The sequence below is a fragment of the Bartonella sp. AD328YNZD genome (genome assembly GCF_042196425.1).
This window is the reverse complement of the sequence record NZ_JBHIQG010000401.1, coordinates 1-1,993: the sequence shown is the minus strand read 5'-3', so window position 1 is coordinate 1,993 and position 1,993 is coordinate 1. Positions and strand designations below refer to the sequence as shown.

Sequence of the window (1,993 nt, the reverse complement as noted above, 5' to 3'; positions counted from 1 at the left end):
TTTCCAGATGATGCGGGTCATCTCATCCCCATCAAGTTCAACAACGGGGTTTTCTACTTTGATCTTTACCATTAGAAATCCTTTTTCTTTTAAGCGATACTATTTGTATAACACTTTCAAGTTTATAATGAAAAGTAAAAACAGGGGAAAAAAGCATTCAAATATGAGCTTTTAGAATATATTATCAATAGAGTGTAAAATTTTGTTGGAGGGTTTAACTTTTGAAAAGAAGTGATGTGTTTGCAAATCTATAATTATTCTATGATTGATGAGGAATCTGTTTAATAGATTAAGGTAGTTAGATCATCGGGGGATCGAGATTATACATTTTTATTATCAGAGATTCCATTTAATAAGTTGATCGTATTCTGAATTATAGTTTCTTGATTTGTTGTGTTAGGTGAATAAGAAACTATTTTTATATTTCTATTTCAATTTTAAGCTTACGGTCTGTTTGTTTATAAAAAGTTTAATGTGATAACAATGGCACTGTAATTAGAAATGCTTCATATAAAATGCGTTTGGGATAAACTTCAATTTTGAAGGTTGGAAAATACGCAAGGATATGACTTATAAAATTACCGTATCGCGAGCTAGAATCTTCTAACTTTTATGTTTTATCGATTCTTATTGTTATTAACTGTGCACAGTAAAGCACTATCCTCGAAATGCAACAAAGAAATTAATCACCTAATGATTCTTGTATCCTTTTTACGAAGAGATTCCTTTTAAAATCTTATTCCCTCGTTTTTATTTATGCATCCCTCATTTTTAAAAACACAAATAAAATGAATATATTACACATAGAAAAAAGAAACATGGTACGCCCAAGGGGAATCGAACCCCTGTTTCCGCCGTGAAAGGGCGATGTCCTAACCGCTAGACGATGGGCGCAAACCAATGATGAGGCTTATAGAGAGGATCTTTTTACTTCGCAAGCCCTCTGTGTCATTTTTTTTGAAAAAAGTGTGTTTTATTGAATAATTTTTGAGCGATTTCTGTTTGGATTGTTTTTTTCAGTTTGAGGAGTAGGCAAAAATGATCAAAAACAGCATTTTTAATGTATTTATTTTTTGCATATTTTATCGTTTGTTATCTTTGCTCACCATATGAGAATATTATTTAACTTGCTTGAAAGAGCCTTTATACAGAAGACTTCTCATTTGAGTTTATCATAAAGCAAAAACTGTATAATTTATGAATTAGAAAGACAATATTTATTACCAAATTAACAAATAATACCAATCATACAAAAGTTTTTTGAGGAACAAGCCACAGATTCCTTTCAGTTTAACAAAATATAAAAAGATTCTTTATAATAAAAATATTAAAGCAATTTTTACAGAATATATTAAAAAATAATTTTCTTATATTTACTTTTATATGACTGTAAAATTTTTAAAATTAAAAACCATTCATTTGTTCTTTTACATATTGAGAAGTTCTTGATTTGAAAATGAATTAGCGTGGATAAAGGGTAAATTGAGTTTTTTGTCACTTCAATTCGCTAGTTTTGCAAAGAGGTGGTAATAAGTTGAGATAAAATATTCGAATTTTGCAAATTTATTCTCCATATTTATAATATTTCAGAATTATGGTGTACACATATCAAGTCTTGTTTTTTACTTTAATGTAAGGTTCTATTTTGATATATGAGTGCGTTAAGATTTTTGCATTAAAGATTTATAGTTAAAGCTATGGAATGGTAGGAAGGAATGTGTTATCATTTACTGATTTACTTTATTTTATTCATTCCCTTAATTTATCATATGAAAGAATGTTTTTTGTTCCATACTTGTTGATTTAGAAGAGATGTTTTTATTCTTTCTTACCAATTCTTCAATATTCTTTAACTGGTTATTGATTATTTTTTAGAACTTTTCTTTATGGAAACTTGCATTTATAAGTTTTACAGATTTTCATTCTGAATTAGATATTTTATAAAGATTCTGAAATCTTTGAAGACAATAAATATTATATTTTTAGGAATGTT

At 27.6% G+C, this 1,993-nt stretch carries 1 tRNA gene; it reads right to left on the bottom strand.

Annotated features, from left to right (window positions below):
• Positions 1-819: 819 nt before the first annotated feature.
• Positions 820-894 (bottom strand) — tRNA-Glu (locus tag ACFIO3_RS12210).
• Between the last annotated feature and the right edge of the window lie 1,099 nt (positions 895-1,993).